The sequence below is a fragment of the Streptomyces colwelliae genome (assembly GCF_048158785.1).
Taxonomy (GTDB): domain Bacteria; phylum Actinomycetota; class Actinomycetes; order Streptomycetales; family Streptomycetaceae; genus Streptomyces.
Window position 1 is genome coordinate 1 of sequence record NZ_JBLTJC010000045.1, and the last position, 15,002, is coordinate 15,002.

Below are 15,002 nucleotides of genomic sequence, written 5' to 3' on the forward strand. Positions count from 1 at the left end.
CCTCACCCCCTCACCTCACCGCCCCAGCCCCCAGGAGAGCGCACATGATCACCTACGACCGACTCTTCATCGCGGGTTCGTGGACCGTTCCAAGCAGCCCCGAGCTGCTCGACATCCGTTCGCCGCACGACCGCACGGTGATCGGCCGGGCCGCGCAGGCCCGCCCCGCCGACGTGGACCGGGCCGTGGCCGCCGCCCGCGCCGCCTTCGACGAGGGCCCCTGGCCGCACACCGCACCTGCGGAACGCATCGCCGCCATCCGCCAGCTCAACGCCCTGCGCGAGGCCGACGCCGAGAAGATCGCGACGCTGATCTCGGCGGAGAACGGTTCGGCCGGCTGGTTCACGCTGGCCGGGCAACCGGGACTCGGCCGGCAGGCGGGCGCCTACCTCAAGGCGGCCGAGGAACTCGGCTGGGAGGAGACCCTGACGCCGTCCGACCCCGGCTCCCCCACCCGGAGCGTGCTGCGCCGCGAGCCCATCGGTGTCGTGGCCGCCGTCATCCCGTGGAACTCCCCGTTCTCCGCGGCCCTGGCCAAGGTCATCCCAGCGTTGCTGGCCGGGAACACGGTCGTCCTCAAGGTGTCCCCCGAGAACTCGCTCAGCATGGGCTTCCTCGCCGAACTCCTGGAACGGTCCAACCTGCCGGAGGGCGTGATCAGCGTCCTTCCCGCCGACCGCGAGACCAGTGAGTACCTGGTGTCGCACCCCGACGTGGACAAGATCGCGTTCACCGGCTCGACCGGGGCCGGCCGCCGGATCGCGTCCATCGCGGGCGAGCAGCTGAAGCGGGTCAGCCTGGAGCTCGGCGGCAAGTCGGCGGCCGTCATCCTGGACGACGCCGATGTCCAACAGGCCGTACAGGGACTGAAATTCGCGTCCCTGCTGAACAACGGCGAGGCCTGCATCGCACAGACCCGGGTCCTCGCGCCACGCGGTCGCTACGAGGAAGTCGTCACCGCCCTGAAGAACCTCGTCGAGTCGCTCAAGGTGGGCGACCCGAACGACCCCGACACGTTCATCGGCCCGATGGTCCGCCCCGACCAGCAGCAGCGCGTACGCGACTACATCGAACTCGGCATCAAGGAAGGCGCCCGCCTCGTCACCGGCGGCCCCCAGATCCCGCCCGGCCTCGAAGGCGGCAACTACGTCACCCCGACCGTCTTCGCCGACGTGGACAACTCCATGCGGATCGCGCAGGAGGAGATCTTTGGACCGGTCCTCGTCGTCATTCCCTACGACGACGAGGACGACGCCGTACGGATCGCCAACGACTCGGAGTACGGCCTCTCCGGCGGGGTGTGGTCCGCCGACCAGGCCCGCGCACTCACCGTCGCCCGCCGCCTGCGCACCGGCACGGTCACCGTGAACGGTGCGCCCATCGCCTTCGACGGCCCCTTCGGCGGCTACAAGGCCAGCGGAATCGGCCGCGAGTACGGGGCAGTTGGGCTCGCGCAGTATGTGGAGTACAAGACCGTCACGCTGTGACCAGGCGTCGGACTTGGCAGCGTTGTCGCCATTTCAGCCGCTGCTACGAGAGCGGGACGTCCGCCGCCCGCGCGGCTGCCGTGTCGAGGTCCAGCCACGCCTCCTCGGTCAGATCGGTCACGGTCCAGCGGGCGGCGGACATGGCCTCCTCAGGGGTACGGAAGCCCGCGACCACACAGGCCACGCCAGGGTCGCGCAGCGGGAACCGCAGGGCGGCGTGCGGGAGTTCGGTGCCGTGTCGGGCGGACACCTCGCCAAGAAGCCGAGCACGGCGCAGTGCCGATTCCGGGGCGGGGCCGTAGTCGAAGGTAGCGTCACTCGCGGGGTAAGGACGGCTGAGCAGACCGGAGTTGAACGGAGCGGCGGCCACCACCGCGACCCCGCGTTCGGCACACGCGTCCAGCAACGGGCGGGCGGTGCGGTCGAGAAGGGTCCACCGCCCGGCCACCATGACGGCGTCGACCTCCGCCTCCGCGACGACGCGCAGCAGCGGGGCGACCGTGTTCGTGCCGACACCGACGGCGCCGATGACGCCCTGGTCGCGCAGAGCGATCAACGCGGGCAGGGCATGACCGAGGGCGACGTCCAGGTGATCGTCGGGGTCATGGACGTAGACGATGTCCACGTGGTCCAGTCGCAGGCGTTCCAGGCTGCCTTCCAGGCTTCGCAGTACACCGTCCCGTGAGTAGTCCGGGCGGCGGACCAGCGTGTCGGGTACGGCGAAGCCGCCTGCCGTCAGGTCGGATCCGGTGGGTGCCGGGTGGGGTTCCAGCAGTCGGCCGACCTTGGTGGAGATGGTGAACTCCGTCCGTGGACGGTGGGCGAGGGCATCGCCGAGCCTCCGTTCGGACAGTCCGAGGCCGTAGTGCGGGGCGGTGTCGTAGTAGCGCACCCCCGCGTCCCAGGCGGCATCGAGGGTGGCCTGTGCCTGGAGTTCGCCGATCGGGCTGTGGAGATTGCCGACGGGGGCGGCGCCGAATCCCAGCGCGCTGACCTGGACGCTCGTACGGCCGAGTGGGCGTGCCCTCACGGGATTCCCGCTTCCACGGCTCTCGCCGCATAGAGAAGGATCTGCTTCATCTGGCAGGCAGGACCCTAAGGATGGGATCCATTTCGCGCAACACCTCGGCAGGAGTGCCCAGTTCATCGCGCTTTGTCGGTGTATTCGCTGGCCTTCAGCCCGAGATCTGTCCGACCTCTTCCCAACTCACAACGGCAGTGCCATATTGGCCACCGAAAATGAATCTGATTAATCCGTGACGCAAGAGGGGGTTCGCCTTGGGCGACTCAACACCGGCCTACCGTCCGGGGTACGAACTGGTCGCGGAACAGCTGCTGGAGTACATCGCCCAGCAGAACCTGCGGCCCGGCGACCGACTCCCCACCGAACAGGGTCTGGCCGAGATCCTGGGAGCGTCCCGCAACGTCACCCGGGAGGCCGTGAAGGTCCTGGCCGCCATCGGCCGGCTCCAAGTGCGGCGCGGCGCCGGGATTTTCGTCGCCGCCTCGGTCGGCGGACTGCTGGACGACGAGCTCTCGCACTTCCGGCCGACCAGCATGGAAGACGTCCGGATGCTCCTGGACTACCGCAAGGTGATCGAGTCGGAGACAGCTCGCCGTGCCGCCTCCCACGCCACCCCGATCGAGGTCAGGGCCATCCGGGAGAGCGCGGAGAGTTCCCTGACGGCGGCCACGATGGACGACGTGGACACCTTCGCCAAGGCGGACGCGGCCTTCCACGACTCGGTGGGCGCCGCCTCGCACAACGTGTTCCTCAGGGCGAGCGTCGCCGGCGTGCGGCGCCTGGCGGCCCAGTCCGACGTGCTGCTCTTCCACGGTGACGTGCCCGGATCGCTGGAAGTCGCCGCACACCAGCATGTGGCCATAGCGGAGGCGGTCGCCGCGGGGGCGGCCGATCTCGCCGAGCGGCTGATGGTGGAACACATCGGCACCACGCAGAGCCAGTTCGAGCGGAAGATCCGCGACCGGCTGTTCAGTACCGACGCTCACGCGACCCCCGAGGAACCTCCGGGGCGCTCTCAATAAGTGGCAGTACCGGGGCTCCACCGCCGTCCGCGGCGGTGGCCCCGTGAAACCGGCCGACCCCGCAGGTGCCGCGGCACAGCGATCGGGCCGCCCGACGCCCTGAAGTCCCGGTGGACGACCGGGACTTGCAGGTATCAACCTCCCTCAGGCGATTGGATACGTGTGTCTCATCCGTCTGCGCGCAGGGGCGCCCTCGTGCCGCTGCGAAGAAGTTTCACGGCCGCCTGCTCGGTGGCCGTTGTGGCCGCCCTGCTGAATGGCGGGCCGGCCCAGGCGGCTCCCCGGTCGCCGGACCTCGATGTCTATGTCTCCCCGACCGGCCGGGACATGGGATCAGGAACCGCCGCCCACCCCTTCAAGACCCTCGACCACGCGCGGGACTACGTACGCGACGTCAAGCAGAAGGCCAAGGGCGACATCCATGTCCGGCTCCTGTCCGGCACCTACCAACTCAGCCGCACCTTCGCCCTGACCGCCCGGGACTCCGGCCGCGACGGACACCGGATCTTCTACGAGGCCGCCCCCGGCGCACACCCGGTGATCAGCGGGGGCGAGCAGGTCACCAGCTGGACCCCGGCCGACTCGGCGGGCAAGGTCTACAAGGCCGAGGTGGGCGACATCGACACCCGCCAGCTGTACGTGGACGGCGAGTTGGAGACCCGGGCGCGCAGCGGCAAGAACCCCGTCGGCTTCAGCCAGACGTCCACCGGCTACGCCTTCACGGACTCCAGCCTCAACGCGTACAAGCGCCCCTCGGACCTGGAGGTCGTCAACTCCTGGGGCTGGAAGCTGATGCGCTGCCCCGTGCAGTCGATCGCCGACAACAAGATGACGATGCAGCAGCCCTGTTGGCACAACGCGCATCTCCAGCAGGGCCAGGAGATCCAGAACCCGACCTGGCTGGAGAACGCCCGCGAGCTGCTGGACACCCCCGGTGAGTGGTACCTGGACAAGGGCGCGGGCGAGATCTACTACATGCCCAAGGCCGGCCAGAACCTGTCCACCGCAAACGTCACCGTGCCGCTCGTGCAGGACCTGGTGGACCTCAATGGCACCAGGACCGCCCCGGTGAGCAACGTGTCCTTCCGGGGCATCACCTTCTCCAACTCCACCTGGCTGGCGCCCAGTTCATCCGAGGGCCTCATCGAGGGCCAGGCCGGTTTCCGAATGGTCGGCAACGACCCGGACTTCGACGCGACCCGCCTGAAGTGGCAGAAGACGCCCGGCGCCGTCAACGTCTCCTACGGCCACGGCATCGGCTTCGAGGGCAACACCTTCACCCATCTCGGCGCGGTCGGGCTGAACTTGAACACCGGCACGCAGGGCACCGACATCACGGGCAACGTCTTCCGCCAGATCGCCGCCACCGGCATCCAGATAGGCGGGGTCGAGGTGATCGACGCCCACCCCGACGACCCCCGGGACATCACCAAGGACACGATGGTCGCCAACAACGTGGTCACCAAGGTCGCCGACCAGTACAACGGCTCCATCGGCATCCTGGCCGGCTACACCGACCACACCACCATCACCCACAACAAGGTCTACGACCTGCCCTACACCGGCATCTCCGTCGGCTGGGGCTGGGGCCTCACCGACCAGGGCGGCAACAGCAACTACTCCCCGGGGAATCTGGGCGTACCGATCTGGGACACCCCGACAACCAGCCGCGACACCGAGGTCACGGACAACGAGATCTCCGACATCATGAAGTCGCAGGCCGACGGCGGTGCCATCTACACGCTGAGCTCCAACCCCGGCGGCGTGGTGGCCGGCAACTACATCCACGGCACACCGCCGCCCGCCTACGGCGCGATCTACCACGACGAAGGCAGCCGGTACTGGACGAACACCGGCAACGCCCTGTGCGACATCGCCTACCAGTGGCTGTTCCTCAACCACGGCATGGACATCGACGCCACGGGCAACTACACCAGCCAGCCCGCCTACTCCGCCCAGGCCAACAGCACGGGCAGCACCATCACCGGCAACACCACCGTGGATTCCTGCGCCCAACTGCCGGCCTCCATCGTCAACAACGCGGGCCTGCAAGCGAGTTACCGCCACCTCGACCCCGGCCCCGCCGTCCCCGACCACCAGGCGCCCAGCAGCCCCGGCACTCCGAGCGCGGTCACCGACTTCCCGACGATCGCGGACCTCACCTGGCCCGCGTCGACCGACGACACCGCCGTCACCGGCTACTCCGTCTACCGCGACGGCAAGCTGATCAGCGCAACCGGCAAGACCTCGGTGCGCCTCCCGGGCCTGACCGCCGGCAAGACGTACGCCTTCACGGTCACCGCCCGTGACGCCGCCGGCAACGAGTCCGCTCCCAGCCCGACGCTGCGCGTCACCATGCCCTCGGGCACGGACCTCGCCCTCAAGAAGCCGATCACCGCCTCGTCGTACTCAGAGGCCAACACCCCCGAAAAGGCGGTCGACGGAGACCTCTCCACCCGCTGGGCCCAGGGCCTCGGCCTCCCCGACCCGTCCTGGATCCAGGTCGATCTCGGGGCGTCGTACGACGTGAACGGCGCGATCACCACCTTCGAGAAGGCGAGCGGCTACAAGTACCGCATCGAGGTCTCCCCCGACGAGGTCCACTGGAAGACCCTCGCGGACCGCACCGCCACGAACACCACGGCGGCGACCGACTACGCCCACACGGACACCCCGGTCCCGGGCCGCTTCGTACGACTGACCGTCACCGGCTCCAACTGGAACGGCGGCAGCATCTACGACTTCCAGGTCTACGGCACCCCGAGGACCGTCACGGACCACACCGCCCCGACCGCTCCCGGGCAGCCCACGGTCAAGCCGCTGCTGCCCGGACTGGTGGACGTCAGCTGGCCCGCGGCCACCGATGACACCGGCGTGACCAGCTACGTCGTCCACCAGGACGGCAAGCGGATCGCCGTCACCGACGCCACGACCCTGCGGGTCTCCGGCCTCACCGCCGACACGCAGTACTCCTTCACCGTCGTGGCACGTGACGCCGAGCTCAACGCCTCCGCGCCCAGCCCGGCGGCGGGGGTGACCACCCCGGCCGACAACGACCTGGCCCTGAACAGGACGGCGACCGCGTCCTCCGAGTCGGTGGGCTACGCCCCGGCGAAGGCGGTCGACGGCGATCTGTCGACCCGCTGGGCGCAGGGCCTGGGACTGCCCGACCCGTCCTGGCTCCAGGTCGACCTCGGCAAGGACACCGCCGTCTCCGCCGTGGTCACCACCTTCGAGTTGACGAGCGGCTACAAGTACCGCCTGGAGTACTCCACCGACGGCCAGAACTGGTCGACGTTCGAGGACCACACCGCCGAGAACACCACTGCGCGGACCGACTACGCCTTCGCCGGCACCCCCGTCACCGCACGCTTCCTGCGCCTGACCGTCACCGGTTCCAGCGGCAACGGCGGCAGCGTCTACGCGCTCCAGGCGTACGGCGGCTTCTGAGCACCTCGCTGCCGAGCACTCCGCTGCCGAGCACTGCGCTTCCGAGTACTCCGCCGCCGAGCCGAAACCTTTCTCCCTACAGAAGACGAAAGCCAGGATGAAGATCACCCATGTCGAAGTGCACCGGATCGATGTTCCGGCAGCCAGTCCGCCCTTCCGCTGGCGCGACGGGCTGAGCGGCAGCGCTCCGGTGGGCGACGGCGCGGTCCTGCACATCGGGACGGACGAGGGAGCCGAGGGCGTGGCGGTCTTCGCCCGTCCCGGCGCCCACTCCATGCTGCGGGACCTGGTGGACCGCGTGTTCCGCGCGGAGCTGGTCGGAGCCGACCCGTTCCAGCGGGAGTGGCTGTGGCACCGGGTGTGGGAGCTGGACCGTATCCACGAACTCCCGCTCCCCGCCCTGGGCTTGATCGACATCGCCCTGTGGGACCTGGCCGGCCGCTACCACGGCGAACCGGTCTGGCGCCTGCTCGGCGGCTTCCGGGACGCCATCCCCGCCTACGCCTCCACCTCGACGTTCTCGAGCGTCGCGGAGTTCCTCGACGTGGCGGACCAGTGCCTGGCCCTGGGGTATCGCGGCATCAAACTGCACGCCTGGGGCGACGCCCGCCGTGACGCGGAACTGTGCCTGGCCCTGCGCGAGCACGTCGGCCCCAACGTCCCCCTGATGTACGACGGTTCAGCGGGCTTCGACCTGCCCGACGCGATCCGGCTGGGGCGGGCGCTCTCCGAGGCCGACTACCTCTGGTACGAGGAGCCGATGCGGGAGTTCAGCATCTCCGCGTACCAGAAGCTGGCCGAGGTCGTGGACGTACCGCTGCTGGTCGCCGAGACCTCCGACGGAGCGCACATGAACGCGGCGGACTTCATCCGCGCCGGTGCCGCCACCTTCGGAGTCCGGGCCGGCACCACCCTCCGGGGCGGAATCACCGGCGCCATGCGCACCGCGCATCTCGCCGACGCCTACCGGCTGCGGGCCGAGGTGCACGGTTCGGACATTCCCAACCACCACCTGTGCATGGCCATCTCCAACACCACCTACTACGAGTCCCTGGTGACCTCGGTGAACGTCGTCCGGGAGCGCCACGTGAACGACCAGGGCCTGGTGCACGCCCCCACGGGGCCCGGCATAGCCCTCCCCCTCGATTTCGGCTACGGCAGCCAACTCCTGCCGTTCGTCGAGCAACCGCGCTGAGCGGCGCAAGAACAGAAAGGCAAGGCAAGACGATGGAGTCTTCCCGATCTCGGAGAACCGGCCGGCGTCACTCGCCGCTCCGCGCGGCGGCAATCGCGCTGTCCCTGGCCACCGCGGCCGCCCTCGCGGGCTGCGCAAGCGCCGACACCACCAGCCCTTCCTCGTCCAAGCAGTCGGCGTTCAAGCCGGTTGCGCAGAAGGCGAGTTCGCAGATAACGGTGTGGGCCGACTCGACCCGGCTGCCGTCGGTGCAGGCGTACCAGAAGGCGCACCCGGACGTGAAGATGAAGGTCGTCACGTACGACGGCGGGGCCGACGGATCGACGTACCTCCAGTCGAAGGTGCAGCTGTTCGACCGGACCGGCAGCGGCTGGCCCGACGTCGTGTTCGGCACGCCGACGGACGTGACCTGGGCGTCGGAGGCCACCAAGCCCGGCGCGCAGCCGTTCGCCGCGCCCCTGGACGAGAAGCTCGTACCGCAGAGCACCCTGGACGGCTTCGCCAAGGGCTCCCTGACGCCCTGTCAGTTCAACGGCCACACCTACTGCATGCGCAACGACATCGCGCAGGTCGTCCTCTGGTACAACAAGTCCCTCATGGACAAGTGGGGTTACCAGGTCCCCACCACATGGGAGGACTACGAGGCCCTCGGCACGAAGGTCGCCAAGGAGCATCCCGGCTACCTCGTCGGCTCGGTCGGCGACACCAACTCCCATGAGTCGTACTTCTGGTCGGGCCAGTGCCCGGCGTTCAGCCTGACGAAGCCGGACACCCTGCGCACCGACCTCCAGGACCCGAAGTGCACCCGGATGGCGACACTGCTGGACCACCTGATCAGCGCCAAGGCCGTCGCCACGCAGGGCTTCTTCAGCCAGGGATTCGCCAAGAACAGCGGCGGCAAGGTGCTGATGGCCTACGGCCCTTCCTGGTACGGCCAGTACCTCTTCAAGGCCGGCTTCAAGACTCCGGCCAAGCAGATCGCCGCGGCGCCCCCGCTGACCTGGAAGGGCGAGAGCACGGCCGCCACGGGCAACGTCGGCGGCGGCGTGTGGATGGTGTCCTCGCACAGCGCCAACCTGAAGGCGTCCTCGGACCTGGTCACTTGGCTGACCACCTCCGACGCGAACCAGGCCACCGCGCCCACCTATCCGGCCTACGCCCAGGCCGCGAAGGCCTGGCTGGCCAACCCGGCCAACAAGGACTACTTCGCCAATGACGTGAGCGGGCCGTTCGAGCAGGCCGCGAACGAGGTGTGGACCGGCTGGTCGAACACCAGGTTCTCGGACTCCACCGCCTGGTCCAGCGTCGTACTCCCCGCTCTGACCGCCGGAAAGAGCCTGACCGAGACGCTGCCGGCCTGGCAGCGGGAGATAGCCGACGAGGCGAAGACCCAGGGCTACAAGGTGGTCGATCAGTGACCTTGCTGGAGACCGAACGCGTCACCGTCTCCCCCGTGCGCCGTGGCACCGCGCCGCGGCGCACGGGCCGCGGTCGCGCGGGCTACTTCTTCGTCGCGGGCTACGCGCTACTGCTGCTCGCGTTCGGCGTCTTCCCCACCGGGTACGCGTTCTACCTGTCGCTCACCAACGACCGGGGCCAGTTCACCGGGCTCAACCAGTTCACGAAGGTCGTCCAGGACTACCGCTTCGCCCCGGCCTTCACCCACATGCTGATCTATCTGGTCATGTGGCTGGTGACGCTCGTCGTCCTGGTCGTGCTGACCGCCGTGGTCCTGCGCGGCCGTGTGCGTCCGGGCACCTCGGCGCTCCTCCGCTTCCTCTACTACATCCCCGGCGCCCTCGCGGGCGTAGCGAGCGTGCTGGTCTGGCTGTTCATGCTGGACCCCGACGTCAGCCCGGTGTCGCGGCTGCTCACCGCCCTGGGGTTCAAGACGTTCGCCGCCGTCCTGGCCCCCGGCAACCTGCCGCTGATCCTCATGCTGATCGCCTTCTGGACCGGCGCCGGCGGCTGGATGGTCGTGATGTACGGGGCGTTGAACAACATCCCCGACGAGGTGCTGGAAGCGGCCCGCATGGACGGTGCGGGCCCATGGCGCACCGCCTGGCACATCCAGATCCCGATGATCCGGCAGTGGATCGTCTACATGGCGATCATGGCCTTCGCGACGGGCACCCAGCTGTTCGTGGAGCCCCAGCTTCTCCAGACCGCCAGCCTCGGCAGGGTGAGTCCCACCTGGTCACCCAACCAACTGGCCTACGTCTACGCCTTCCAGCAGGGCGACTTCAACGGCGCCGCCGCCATCTCCGTCGTCCTCCTCGCCGTGGGCCTCCTCGCCGCCGGGCTGCTGGTCGCTCGCTCGAACCTGTTCAAGCTGGATGAGAAATGACACCGACCGCTCCCTCCCTGACGGCCGTGAGGCGGCGTATCCGCCTTTCCAGGGCCCTCCCCTTCCTGGTCGTGGGACTCCTCCTGGTCCTGCTCCTGGTGTTCTTCGTACTGCCGGTGATCTGGCTACTGCTGGCCCCGTCGAAGACCGCCGGCGAAGTGGTGCGGGACAACCCGCTCTCCTTCGGTTCGTTCCATCAAATAGGCACCGTCTGGCGGCACTTGTTCGCCTTCCAGGACGGCGCCATGACGAGGTGGCTGCTCAACTCGGCCGTCTACTCGGGCGGTTCGCTCATCCTGACGCTGGCCGTCAGCGTTCCGGCCGGCTACGCGCTGGCGCTGACGAAGTTCCGGGGACGCAGGACGCTCCTCGTGATCACCCTGGTCACCATGATCATGCCGCAGGCCACCCTGGTGCTGCCGATCTTCCTGGAGCTCAACCGCTTCCATCTCATCGGCACCGTCTGGTCGTTGATACTCCCCTTCTCCTTCTATCCGTTCGGCGTGTACCTGGTCTACATCTACTTCGGGAGCAGCCTCCCCAGGGACCTGCTGTCCGCCGCGCGCATCGACGGCTGCACCGAATGGCAGCTCTTCTCGCGCATCGCGCTCCCGCTCGCCAAGCCGGTGGTCGGACTGGTCGCGTTCTTCAGCTTCGTGGGCAACTGGAACAACTTCTTCCTGCCCTATCTCGTCCTGCCGAACAGCGAGCAGTTCCCCGTGCAGGTGGGCCTGAACCAACTGCTCACCTCCACACCGTCGTTCAACCCCGTCGCCGGCGCCGGACTGAACGTCACCATCCCCGAGCTCGCCCTGGCCATCATCGTCGCCATCCTCCCCGTGCTGGTGCTCTTCGTCTTCTCGCAGCGCACTCTGGTGTCCGGGATGCTCGCCGGATCGAGCAAGGAATGAGCGCTGCCCCTGTCCACAGAGGAGACCGCGTGTACCGCCTCGATCCGCGCTACGCCCCCGCCCCGCAGGCCGCCCTCCGCACCGGATGGCAGCAAGCGGCCTCCCAACTCCCCGACGGTCCGGCGGTGTTGGCCATCGACGGCCCCCCGTCCGTCGACTGGTCCCTCCTCGCCGATCGCCTCGCACACGAACTGACGGGCCGCGGCACCCCCGTGACCCTGCTCGACATACGCAGCCACTACGCACCGCCGGCACACGTCAGGAGCCGTACCGAACACCCGACAGACACCGCCGACCCCTACTTCCGCAAACTCGCCGACAACCCCCTCGACGACCTTTTCGAGACCCTCCCTACACCCGCACCCCCACAGGCAGGACTGCTCCTCGTCTACGGCCCCGGCGCCGCTCTCGTGGAGCACGACCTGTTCTGGTACGCGGATGTGCCCAAGCGCTACGCGGAGGCCGCCGTCGGCGCGGGTGAACAGGGTGCCAACCTCGGACTGCCGGACGAGAAGCCCGACTTCAGACGCCTCTTCTACATCGACTGGCCGATGCTCGACCGACACCGCGACTCGCTCGCCCAGCGCCTCGACGCCTGGCTCGACATGCAGCGCCCCGAGCACCCGGCATGGATCGACGGAGCGGGCCTGCGCGCCACGTACGCCGCCCTGGCCCGCAAGCCCGTCCGCACCCGCCCGTACTTCAACTCCACGCCCTGGGGCGGCCATTGGGCCCAGCGCGAGCTCGGCTTCAACCCCGACTCCCCCAACACCGCGCTCGGTTACGAACTGATCGCACCCGAGGCCGGTATCCTCATCGGCACCGGACCGCAGGCCCAGGCCGAAGTGCCGTTCCAACTCCTGTGCGTACTCGAACCGTTGAGCGTGCTGGGGGCGGAGGTGCACGCCCGCTTCGGCACGTCCTTCCCGATCCGCTTCGACTACCTCGACACCGTCGGCGGCGGCAGCCTCTCCGTGCACTGCCACCCGAAGGAGCCGTACATGCGCGAGCGTTTCGGCTGGGCGTACACCCAGCACGAGACGTACTACCTGACCCTCGGCAGCACCGACACCAAGGTGTTCCTCGGCCTGCGCGAGGACACCGACGTGGACGTCTTCCGCAAGGAGGTGGAGAGGGCAATCACCGACGGAGTCCCCATGGACCCCGAGGACCACGTCCTCGCCTTCCCCGCCGAGCAGGGCCAGTTGTTCATGATCCCGGCGGGCACCCCGCACGCCAGCGGCGCGGGCAACCTCGTACTGGAGATCAGCGCCACCCCCTACCTGTACAGCCTGAGGTTCTACGACTGGCTGCGGCCCGGCGCCGACGGCAACCCGCGCCCCCTCCCCTACGAGCACGGGTTCGCCAACCTGGAGACCGGACGACGCGGTGCGGCCGTCGCCCGTGACCTGGTGCAGAAGCCGCGCACCCTGCGCGAGGGCACAGGTTGGCGGGAGGAGGTCATCGGCAGCCTGTCCGAGATGTTCTACGAGGTGAGGAGGTTCGTGCTCGACCCCGAGGCCGAGGCGGCCGACGACACGCAGGGACGCTTCCACATCCTGAACGTGGTGGAGGGGGAAGGCATCACGGTGCACACGGCGGCCGGAGACCAGCACGAACTGTCCTACGCGGAGACACTGACCGTGCCGGCCTCGGTAGGCCGCTACACCCTGCGCGCAGCGGCCGGCGGCCCGGTGCGTGTCGTGAAGGCGCTGGTCCGTTGATCCCTGTCCTGGAGATCGGCGGCACCCACGTCACCGCGGCGCTCGTCGACCTGCGCGACGGACGCGTCACCGGCCGTACGCGCGAGCCGCTCGACGCGGACGGCGACGCAGAGGGCATCCTCGCCACCGTCCGACGCTGCGCCGACGGACTGCCGGTGCCTCCTGGTGCGCGGTGGGGTGTGGCGGTGCCCGGTCCGTTCGACTACGCAAGGGGGATCGCCCTCTTCGAGGGCGTGGGCAAGTTCGACGCCCTGTACGGAATGGACATCCGGGCAGCACTCCTCCACGGAATGCGACAGCGCCCCGGCGACATCGTGTTCCTCAACGACGCCCATGCCTTCCTGACCGGCGAGTGGTCGGCAGGCACCGTCCGCGGGCACCGCCGCGCCGTGGGCATCACGCTCGGCACCGGTGTCGGCTCCGCGTTTCTCTCCGACGGCCGCATCTGCGACACCGGTCCCGGCGTGCCGCCCGAGGGACGGCTGGACCTCACCGAGATCGCCGGCCGACCACTGGAGGACACCGTCTCCCGCAGGGCGATCCTCGCCCGCTACGGCGACCCCGCCGCCGACGTGAGCGACATCGCCGGACGAGCCCGAGCCGGGGACGAGCGGGCCCGGCGGGTGCTGAACGACGCCTTCACCGGACTGGGCCTGGCACTGGGCCCGCGCATGGCGGACTTCGGCGCGACCGCCCTGGTCGTCGGAGGCTCCATGGCCCTCTCCTGGGACCTCGTCGCCCCGGCCCTGTCCACCGGTCTCGCGACCGGGGGCTGGATACCGGACGACCTGGGTGCCGACGTGGATCCACTGCCTCCCGGAGCGCGTGCGATAAGACCAGCCGCGTCCACGGGGGACGCCGCACTGGTGGGCGCGGCCCACGCGGCAGGCTGATGACCGCCTCGTCCCGCAGCTGCTCAACCTCGAAGGCCCGCGGGCCAGATGGGGACTCGTGCTTCGAGACTATCCAACGGCGGTTTGCCGCGACCGGATTGCGGCTAGGGTGCTGACGGTGTCCGCGGGGCGGTCATGGGGGCATGGTCGCTGGAGAGTGAGTCGACACGACGGGGGCTCGGGGTGGATCACGGCGGGCGGCGGCGGAGCAAGGTCACCACCCCAGGTCGACCGGACGCGGTGAACGTGTGACCGGCCGGCCGGCACCATCGGTGCTGCCCCCGCCGCTGCGTCCGTGGCTCGGGCTGATCGCGGTCCTCGCCGCGCTGGTGGTCGTCGCGCTCGGGGTCCTGTACGCCGGGCACAGCGAGCCCGGCGCGGTGGACAGGTGGATCGTCCCACCGACGGCGGACAGTGTGCGGCCGCCGTGGCGCCAAGTCGCCCTGGCCCTGGACTTCTTGGGGGAACCCGCGGGATCGGCGATGTTGATCGTGGCCGGCGTGGTGGGCTGCCTGCTGATGCGGCATCCCCGTGCGGCGGTGCTCGTCGCGGTCGGCGCGGGCACGACCGTGGGAACGACCACGCTGCTCAAGCATCTGGTGGGTCGTACCATCCACGGCCCCGGCAACCTGTCCTACCCGAGCGGGCACACCGCCTTCGCCACCGCGCTCGCCCTCATGGCGGCGCTGTTCGCGACGGACCGGCTCGGCCTCGGCAGGACAGCCGGTACGTCACTCGTGTTCGCGGCGGGGCTGGTGGCCGGCGCGATCATGGGCTGGGCGCAGGTCGGCCTGGGCGCGCACTATCCGACCGACGTGCTCGGCGGCTGGTGCACCGCGCTGGCGGTGGTTCCGGCGACCGCGTGGCTGGTCGACCGGATGGCCGACCGGCTGGGAGATCGGCCGTCCGGCCGGACGGCCGACACCGGTCGGCGCGAGCGCCGCTGACG

Annotated in this window: 11 protein-coding genes; 10 read left to right on the forward strand and 1 reads right to left on the reverse strand. The window is 69.4% G+C overall.

The features are described 5' to 3' along the window. The first annotated feature begins 44 nt into the window (after positions 1–44). Complete coding sequence (locus ACNFOC_RS12355; RefSeq protein ID WP_416959156.1) at positions 45–1,487, forward strand: aldehyde dehydrogenase; 1,443 nt, start codon at positions 45–47, stop codon at positions 1,485–1,487. A 43-nt stretch (positions 1,488–1,530) separates the two neighbouring features. On the opposite strand, the gene ACNFOC_RS12360 is transcribed toward ACNFOC_RS12355, so the two are convergent. Continuing rightward, the gene (locus tag ACNFOC_RS12360; RefSeq protein WP_416959157.1) at positions 1,531–2,517 is read right to left on the reverse strand and encodes an aldo/keto reductase; all 987 of its coding nucleotides are present in this window, start codon (positions 2,515–2,517) and stop codon (positions 1,531–1,533) included. A gap of 248 nt (positions 2,518–2,765) precedes the next feature. On the opposite strand from ACNFOC_RS12360, the gene ACNFOC_RS12365 reads away from it, so the two are divergent. The 9 genes from ACNFOC_RS12365 (at position 2,766) to ACNFOC_RS12405 (ending at position 15,000) form a co-directional block, all read left to right on the forward strand. Continuing rightward, positions 2,766–3,533, forward strand: coding sequence for a FadR/GntR family transcriptional regulator (locus ACNFOC_RS12365; protein WP_416959158.1), 768 nt, complete (start codon positions 2,766–2,768; stop codon positions 3,531–3,533). Between the two features lie 327 nt (positions 3,534–3,860). Further along, positions 3,861–6,983: a discoidin domain-containing protein gene (locus tag ACNFOC_RS12370; RefSeq protein WP_416959185.1), complete on the forward strand. Its 3,123-nt coding sequence runs from the start codon at positions 3,861–3,863 to the stop codon at positions 6,981–6,983. A 97-nt stretch (positions 6,984–7,080) separates the two neighbouring features. Further along, entirely contained in the window at positions 7,081–8,178 is a 1,098-nt protein-coding gene (locus tag ACNFOC_RS12375; RefSeq protein ID WP_416959159.1) for an enolase C-terminal domain-like protein, read from the forward strand. Positions 8,179–8,210: 32 nt separating this feature from the next. Beyond that, positions 8,211–9,596: an ABC transporter substrate-binding protein gene (locus ACNFOC_RS12380; protein WP_416959160.1), complete on the forward strand. Its 1,386-nt coding sequence runs from the start codon at positions 8,211–8,213 to the stop codon at positions 9,594–9,596. Next, positions 9,593–10,525 (forward strand): carbohydrate ABC transporter permease, encoded by a 933-nt coding sequence (locus tag ACNFOC_RS12385; RefSeq protein ID WP_416959161.1) that lies wholly within the window; start codon positions 9,593–9,595, stop codon positions 10,523–10,525. Before ACNFOC_RS12380 ends, ACNFOC_RS12385 begins: the two co-directional genes overlap by 4 nt. Continuing rightward, positions 10,522–11,436, forward strand: a complete 915-nt coding sequence (locus ACNFOC_RS12390; protein ID WP_416959162.1) for a carbohydrate ABC transporter permease — start codon at positions 10,522–10,524, stop codon at positions 11,434–11,436. Before ACNFOC_RS12385 ends, ACNFOC_RS12390 begins: the two co-directional genes overlap by 4 nt. Before the next feature lie 29 nt (positions 11,437–11,465). After that, positions 11,466–13,160, forward strand: coding sequence for a class I mannose-6-phosphate isomerase (locus ACNFOC_RS12395; protein ID WP_416959163.1), 1,695 nt, complete (start codon positions 11,466–11,468; stop codon positions 13,158–13,160). Next, positions 13,157–14,053 (forward strand): ROK family protein, encoded by an 897-nt coding sequence (locus ACNFOC_RS12400; protein WP_416959164.1) that lies wholly within the window; start codon positions 13,157–13,159, stop codon positions 14,051–14,053. Before ACNFOC_RS12395 ends, ACNFOC_RS12400 begins: the two co-directional genes overlap by 4 nt. 248 nt (positions 14,054–14,301) lie before the next feature. Continuing rightward, a complete protein-coding gene (locus ACNFOC_RS12405; protein ID WP_416959165.1) occupies positions 14,302–15,000 on the forward strand; it encodes a phosphatase PAP2 family protein in 699 nt (232 codons plus the stop codon). Positions 15,001–15,002: the final 2 nt, after the last annotated feature.

What these genes read in the sequence shown, in the direction of transcription:
- ACNFOC_RS12355 (WP_416959156.1), top strand. Translation starts at nt 45, where the DNA reads ATGATCACCTACGACCGACTCTTCATCGCGGGTTCGTGGACCGTTCCA.
- ACNFOC_RS12370 (WP_416959185.1), top strand. Translation starts at nt 3,861, where the DNA reads ATGGGATCAGGAACCGCCGCCCACCCCTTCAAGACCCTCGACCACGCG.
- ACNFOC_RS12375 (WP_416959159.1), top strand. Translation starts at nt 7,081, where the DNA reads ATGAAGATCACCCATGTCGAAGTGCACCGGATCGATGTTCCGGCAGCC.
- ACNFOC_RS12380 (WP_416959160.1), top strand. Translation starts at nt 8,211, where the DNA reads ATGGAGTCTTCCCGATCTCGGAGAACCGGCCGGCGTCACTCGCCGCTC.
- ACNFOC_RS12390 (WP_416959162.1), top strand. Translation starts at nt 10,522, where the DNA reads ATGACACCGACCGCTCCCTCCCTGACGGCCGTGAGGCGGCGTATCCGC.